Raw genomic sequence first — 7,214 nt, 5'->3', positions numbered from 1 at the left:
CTGCGGTTTTCAAACTTTCCCTTCAGTCACCGACCCCGAAGCAAGCAACGGGGAATAACAAGTTTAAATTAGAGGAATTCACAACGGCCTGTTATTTTGAACAGAAGATAGCTGAGGAAACAGAGAGGTATCAGGAGCCAACAGATAAGAACAATGAGTAAGTATTACAGAATTAAGCACCAGAGAAGCTTTCTGAAAGAAGCATACATTGTCGGTCTTCTGGCACTACTGGGAGTCACAGCGGCCTGGTCTCAATCTCCGAGCCAATCGCCCAACATCCTCTTCATCTACCTCGATGATCTAGGCTATGGCGATGTGAGTTTCTCGAACCCGGAATCGAAGATCCCAACACCTCATATCGACCGCCTGGCCCATGAGGGAATCTCGTTCACCGATGCCCATGTTGCGGCCTCCGTTTGTGGCCCGAGCCGTTACGGCCTGCTGACGGGTCGCTATCCGTGGCGCCGGGGTAAAGGCGGCACCAGCAATGGCGCAAAATTCCGCGACCTGTTTATCGAAAACGGACGGATGACTGTGGCATCCCTGTTAAAGCAAAAGAACTACAACACCGGTCAGTTCGGAAAATGGGGACTTCGGCACAATTACTCGGAGGCAGTCCTACCGGGCAAGTCTCCAGGGGACCTGGATGCCTACGATTTTAAAAAAAAACGGCTCATGGGTGCGCAATTGGTAGGCTTTGACTACTCCTGGTGCATCACCTACCTCGACAAGGAAGACAGTAATATCAAGAGCCAGTTTGAGAACGGCAGCCCGCTGGATTCAACGCTTGCCCCAACCGACCCTTTCCGATGGTTGCCAGACAGCGCCAACAAAGTGGTCGAGTATTTGGAAAGCTATGCCGGAAAAAAGATAAACCCGAAGTTTGGAATAGATCCTGAACAACCATTTTTTATCTACTGGGATCCACCCAGCCCACACGAACCGATCGTGCCGAACAAGGCGTTTACCGGCACATCCGGCGCCGGCCTGTATGGTGATTTCGTCGTAGAGATTGATCACTATATTGGAGACTTGCTTGACGCGCTGGACCGGCTGAATCTCACAGAGAACACCTTGGTCATCTTCGCATCGGATAACGGTCCGGATTCAACCTCCTACGAACGGGTCAAGACCCATGAGCACTACAGTATGGGACACCGGCGCGGCATTAAAACGGACATTCTGGAAGGCGGCCACCGTCTGCCGTTGGTCGTGTGCTGGCCTGGCATGATTCAACCGGACCAAACAAGTGACCAACTGGTGTCCTTCACGGATTGGTTTGCTACCCTTGCCGAACTAACCGGACAATCGATTCCTGCGGGTGCCGGTGAGGACAGCCTCAGCTTCCTTGAGCTTCTGTTGAAGGGAAGCCTGAAGCAGCCCTATCGCGAAAACATGATACATCACACCCCAGGTGGAGAATTTGCCGTCCGCCAAAAAGACTGGATCTTCATAGACCATGGGCCGCCAGAATCTAGCGAGCCGGAATGGTTTCGCGAGGAGCGCAAGGTTAAGCCGCACTCCTTCCCAGGGCAGTTATATAATTTGAAAGACGATCCCACCCAGTCCATCAATCTCTACGGAGAATATCCGGAACGAGTCCAGGAAATGAAGTCCCTGTTGAAAGAGGCAAAAAAAATAAATCCATGACATTTCGCACCGTAAAGTTTGCCCTATTCCTTATCGCCTCGATTTCCATGGCACATGCCCAGCCCTACTTCGGCAACGGAATAAAGATCGGTGAAACAACAGACGATTCGACTATGGTTTGGCTAAGGCTGACGGAGCGAACTGAACCTAAGTGGAACGGTTTGAAATGGCTTGGTGAGGACGATGTTAATTTTGACGTTGGCGAAAACGGAGAAAAACAATTCCCCGAGGGAGCTAAACTTGCAGACATGGCGGGAAGTTTATCCGGTTCACCAGGAAGCGTCAGGTTAAGCTGGTGGCCGGAACGTCGACCGGATTCTAAAGCCCAGACCGATTGGTTGGCGGTCGATTCGAACCGTGATTTTACCCGCCAGCTGATGCTCGAGAATCTGAAGCCGGATCAAAGCTATGAACTAAAAATCGAAAGCCGTTCCGTTCAAGGCACCCTTGGGCAGGCCATTTCGGGCACTTTTCGAACAGCTCCAGGTTCCACTGTTAGCGAGCCTCTCCGTTTCGTAGTTGCCACCTGCCAAAGTTGGAAGACGCGCGACAAGGACACCGCCGGTCTACAGATTTATGACCAAATGCAGGAACTGGATCCCGCATTCTTCGTTCACCTCGGTGACATCGTCTACTACGACAAGGGAAGCACCGGAGGAGACGTGGATGCCCGCACCCCTGCCCTGGCACGATTTCATTGGAACCGCTGGTATGGCTGTTCGGATATCGTAAATTTCCATCAACGCATACCGAGTTTCTTCATCAAGGACGACCATGACACAGTCACCAATGACAGCGAACCTGGGATGCACGTTGGAGAACTCACCTGGGTAAAAGGGCTTTCCATTTTCCGCGAGCAAGTCCCCATCGGGCAACCCACTTATCGCAGTCGTCGCTGGAGTAAAGACCTACAATTCTGGATCGTCGAAGGCCGAGATTTCCGCAGTTCCAATGACATGCCGGATAGTGAAGACAAAAGCATTTGGGGAGCAGAACAAAAGGCGTGGTTCAAGGAAGAGGTTCTCGCCTCCGACGCTCCGTTCAAGGTGTTGTTCTCACCTACGCCCATCGTCGGTCCCGACAAACCTAATAAGCGTGATAATCACGCGAATGCCAACTGGAGTCACGAAGGGAACGAGATCCGAAAATTTTGCGCCGAAAACAATGTGATCGTCGTCTCCGGCGACCGTCACTGGCAATACCACAGCATCGATGACGAAACCGGCGTGCACGAATTCTCATCCGGCGCTACCTCCGATGCACACGCGGACGGCTTCAGCCTGGGTCAAAGAACTAAAGAGCACCAGTACCTCGCTATCATCGGAGGATTCCTAAGCGCTGAAATCAATCCGGGAAACGATAATCCTCAACTCACCTTCAGGCACCACCGCGTCGATGGCAGTGTAGCTTACGAATACTCCTTTCCTTCGCGAGATTAAGAAGTCTTAGTGGTGCTGGATGTTCACCAAGGTAATTGGATACTTAATAACCGAAGAAATGGAGGTATAACCAAATGAACAGATCCGCACTTCTTTTCCTATTCGGCCAGAACGCTTACAACCCATTCATCCACGCGCTGCTCGAGGATATCCAACGGCATCATTCCGCCACTCAGCACCGTATCATGAAAGCTCTTGATGTCGAACTTGTCACCCAGTTTGGCTTGGGCGTTTGTTCGTAGATCGAGGATCTTGAGCATTCCTACTTTGTAGGCGGTCGCTTGTCCCGGCCAGACGATATAACGCCGCACTTCGGAACGGATCTGACCTTCAGCTGCTGGTGAATTATTCTTGAAATAGGCTACGGCCTCTTCCTCGGTCCAGCCTTTGAAATGAACGCCCGTATCGACGACCAGACGGATGGCGCGCCAGATCTCCGTGGTCAGACGCCCGAAGTCAGAATATGGATCTTCGTAAGCGCCCATCTCCTTGGCCAACAGTTCCGAGTAAAGACCCCACCCTTCCCCATAAGCGGTAAATTGTGCCTGTCTCCTGAATTTCGGTACACCGGTCAGTTCCTGCGCAATCGAGATCTGCATGTGATGACCGGGGAGACCCTCGTGGTAGGCGATGACTTCCAACTGAGGGATCGGCATCGCCCCCATGTCAATCAGGTGGGCGTAATAGACACCGGACCGTGATCCGTCAGGTGTGCCAGGGGAATAGTGTTGTGCTGCGCCCGGTTGCTCACGGAATGCCTCAACGCGTTTTACGACGAGATCTGCTTTCGGCAGGATGCCGAAATAGTCCGGCACTTTCGTTTCGATATGGTCGAGATGTGCGGTCGCGGTATTAATATATGCCTGCCGTCCCTCATCTGTGTTTGGAAAATAAAACTGTTTATCCTCACGGACGAAATTAAAAAACTCCTGCAGCGAACCGACAAAGCCAACCCTTTTTTTAATGGCTTCCATCTCACCCTTAATGCGGGCCACTTCATTCAGGCCGAGCTGGTGGACTTCGTCCGGAGTCATGGTCGTTGTTGTAGAATTAGCAAGTTGATTGGCGTAGTAGGCCTGACCGTTGGGGTTCTTGCCGACACCGGTTGCGATTTCGTCGCTATTTGGGCGATCCTTTTCGAACCAGCTGATCAACGCCTGGTAAGCCGGTCCCCACTTCTCAACCAACGCCCTGCGTGAACCTTCTTTCAATGTATCCGCTTTCGCCTGGTCAATTGTTCCAGCCTCGAGCAAGGCATCGACTTTCTTCTGTACGTCGGTCCAAACCGGGCTATCACCCTCACCTTCGAACGGCGCGCCCGTAATCAGCCCGCGCGATTGTTCAATAACCCCATCGTAGGCAAAGCGCGGAGGACGTGATCCAGCCGCTGCGTTCAGTTTCGCAGACTCGAGCAACTGGCCGAGCCCGCGCGCACAGCCACCAATCCGAGCGATATAGGCCTCCATATCAGACGCTTCGTCGACCTTATGGAAGGCGATCAGGAACTGTGCCATAAACGCCTGCATGCCCTGCATCTGTGTGAACACATATTGGTTACGCCGAAATTTATTCGCTGAAGCAGCCCGTTCATATTGATACACCCAGATGTCGTAAGAGGTTTTTGCTTCCGGCGTTAGTTTGTTGCGATCGAAATTCGTTTTCAAAGCTTCGACGGTCAGACGATGCCACTCGAGTTGTTCATCCTGCGCCTCTTCCGAGAAGTCGGTGACTTTATCATAATCTTTCTTGTCGCCAAGGAAGGTTCGCCGGTTGTGATTGAAGTCGAGTTGCTCTTCAAACCGTGCATCGAACCATTCATTGATTCGCGCAGTTTTCGCAGCGATTTCTTCGGCAGTCGGCATACTCTGCTGTCCGCAAACAGCCAGGGCCGTTGTTGCCATTAAAAAAACTAAAATCAGGCGCATATATGACTCCTTACAGGCAGATATTTGTTAGCAAGGATGATTCGCTTGATCCAATGATCGGCAAACAAAATGCTTTGGAAATGAAAATCCATACACTAAACTGATCCTGTCGTTCGACGCACTCAAAAACCGATCGAATACAAGGTCTCGCTACGAGCTTGGCCATCGTAACTGGCGGCACGAACCAGGATACGATCACGGGAGATAACAGGCGTTGCAAATCGTCGCCCAGCTGGTTTTTCACAACGAGCTCCAATTGTTCAGGATTGGGTTTTATAACGAAGACCTTCCCTTCCTCGTTGGCGTGGGAGATATGTCCGTCAGCCAATACCGCTGAGGACAATAAGAAAACCTCGAGCTTTGACTCCTGACTATAGGAAATCAACAGGGAGGCAGGAACTGGAGATCAATAACGAATCTGCATGGCAAAACAACCCGATCAAGGTTTAACAACCGAGCCGTCCATGCCTCGGACGTTGGTCCAGTCCGCATTGTGATAGTCATCTACTAACGGATACTTCGCCGCGATCTTTTCATCGATATCAATACCTAATCCCGGTGTATCGGAACCATAGAGATATCCTTTTCGCTGCGTTGCCGTACCTGGCATCATTTCATGAATCAACTCAGGGAATTCATGTTCCTCCTGAATACCAAATGACGGTATGGTCAAATCCACGTGGTAAGCGAGTAACTGATTAATAGGGTCATTTTCTCCCCCTTCCTGAAAAGCGGTCCGCACACCAAATTGCTCACACAAAGCAGCAATCTTTTTTGCCTGGGTAATTCCACCGATCATACCTACCCGGCTTCGAAAGAAATCGACCAAGCCGTTTGTGATTAGCGGCCGCCATTCGAGGGGATGGGTAAACAGTTCCCCCATGGCCATAGGCGTTGTGGTTTGAGCACGAATTTGTTTGAAATAGTCTATCTGCTCAGGAGGAAGAATGTCCTCCACAAAAAACATCCGCACAGATTCTAGACGCTTGGCCAACTGCAGGGCAGCCGACGGAGTCAGGTGTTCATGCACGTCGTGGAGTAACTTTACTTCCCATCCAACTTCATTGCGCACATGCTCAAACAATTCGGGAATTGTTTTGACATACAACTCTTCGTCGAAGGCTTTCCCATTGTATCCACTTTCCGGACGACTCCCTTCGCCCGGGGCAATATAACCTCCGCCACCATAGCCGCCCATTTGCAGACGGACATGGCGGAATCCTTTGTCGAACCATTGCTGAACTGCTTCGGCACAGGATTTAAAATCCGAACCTGAAGCATGGGCATAGAGCGGAACCGCATCTCTAACTTTTCCACCGAGAAGCTCATAAACCGGAAGCCCTGCCCGTTTCCCCTTAATGTCCCACAAAGCAGAATCAATAGCTGCCTGAACAACATTTGTGATCGGACCGTTTCTCCAATAGGATCGCACGTAAGTCGATTGCCACATGTCTTCGATACGATCAGCATCCTTTCCGATCCAGAAAGGTATCAGGTGTTTTTCCAAGGCCGCTTTGGCCGCCCAAGATAGATACCGATTATTAGCCGACCCCACTCCGTACAAGCCCGGTTCATTCGTATATACTTTTACGAAAACCCAGGAATACCGTTTGTGCGGACTAGTCGCGATCACCTTGATATCGGTAATTTTGAGTCTTGGTTCTCCCACGGTTTCAGCCGCATACAGATTTGCAGTGCGAATCATCCAGGGAGCAATGAGACAGCTTTTTAGAAATTGAGAACGGTTCATGATGGCATATTATTTTTCATGTCCAAGCGCGTTGAGGTATCGGGGTAAATTAAATTTAAATTGAATCAGCGGGTGTGGGCTACGAAAAGCATAATTCACAAATACCAAGGGTTTAATGCATGATTTTTTTGAGAAAATTCAGTACGAACTAAACGAAAAGCCACTTAATACTCCTTTTATCACCCATCCCAAAATCATGGCAGGAGGAAATTTGAAGCTCGAACTATGTGAAAAACCTAACCACAATTGGGGAGTGGAGTGGCAGCAGTGACTCTCCAGGTAAATGCGCATACGAAAGATCCGAATCACCCCGATGTGCAACCGGACAGAAAACCGGACGTTAACAGTGGCTCCTACACTTAAATTTCCTGAATTATTAGCATCGCCGCGTTTTTTAGTTTTTGTCCTAAAATCGAGTTCAATTACACTACATACAATTGGCCTGTATTT

The 7,214-nt window shown here is 50.3% G+C and carries 5 protein-coding genes; 2 read left to right on the top strand and 3 right to left on the bottom strand.

Going from position 1 to position 7,214, the window contains the following annotated elements:
* Window positions 1–153: 153 nt before the first annotated feature.
* Together O3C43_24205 and O3C43_24200 are read left to right on the top strand one after the other, a co-directional pair.
* Window positions 154–1,650 (top strand): arylsulfatase, encoded by a 1,497-nt coding sequence (locus O3C43_24205; protein MDA1069590.1) that lies wholly within the window; start codon window positions 154–156, stop codon window positions 1,648–1,650.
* Window positions 1,647–3,089, top strand: coding sequence for an alkaline phosphatase D family protein (locus O3C43_24200; GenBank protein ID MDA1069589.1), 1,443 nt, complete (start codon window positions 1,647–1,649; stop codon window positions 3,087–3,089). The genes O3C43_24205 and O3C43_24200 overlap by 4 nt, the downstream gene beginning before the upstream one ends.
* A 98-nt stretch (window positions 3,090–3,187) precedes the next feature.
* On the opposite strand, the gene O3C43_24195 is transcribed toward O3C43_24200, so the two are convergent.
* The 3 genes from O3C43_24195 to O3C43_24185 all read right to left on the bottom strand — a co-directional run bounded on the left by O3C43_24195 (window position 3,188) and on the right by O3C43_24185 (window position 6,764).
* Window positions 3,188–5,014: a DUF885 domain-containing protein gene (locus O3C43_24195; protein MDA1069588.1), complete on the bottom strand. Its 1,827-nt coding sequence runs from the start codon at window positions 5,012–5,014 to the stop codon at window positions 3,188–3,190.
* Between the two features lie 10 nt (window positions 5,015–5,024).
* Window positions 5,025–5,357 (bottom strand): hypothetical protein, encoded by a 333-nt coding sequence (locus O3C43_24190; protein ID MDA1069587.1) that lies wholly within the window; start codon window positions 5,355–5,357, stop codon window positions 5,025–5,027.
* 96 nt (window positions 5,358–5,453) lie between these two features.
* Window positions 5,454–6,764: a hypothetical protein gene (locus O3C43_24185; GenBank protein MDA1069586.1), complete on the bottom strand. Its 1,311-nt coding sequence runs from the start codon at window positions 6,762–6,764 to the stop codon at window positions 5,454–5,456.
* Window positions 6,765–7,214 lie beyond the last annotated feature (450 nt).

It is taken from the genome of Verrucomicrobiota bacterium, assembly GCA_027622555.1.
In the GTDB taxonomy this organism is placed as follows: Bacteria; Verrucomicrobiota; Verrucomicrobiia; order Opitutales; family UBA2995; genus UBA2995.
Note: the sequence above shows the minus strand (reverse complement) of the source record. Positions and strands in the feature narration are given on the sequence as shown.

Coding starts and splice junctions, on each gene's coding strand:
- O3C43_24205 (MDA1069590.1), top strand. CDS start 154: ATGAGTAAGTATTACAGAATTAAGCACCAGAGAAGCTTTCTGAAAGAA.
- O3C43_24200 (MDA1069589.1), top strand. CDS start 1,647: ATGACATTTCGCACCGTAAAGTTTGCCCTATTCCTTATCGCCTCGATT.
- O3C43_24195 (MDA1069588.1), bottom strand. CDS start 5,014: ATGCGCCTGATTTTAGTTTTTTTAATGGCAACAACGGCCCTGGCTGTT.
- O3C43_24185 (MDA1069586.1), bottom strand. CDS start 6,764: ATGAACCGTTCTCAATTTCTAAAAAGCTGTCTCATTGCTCCCTGGATG.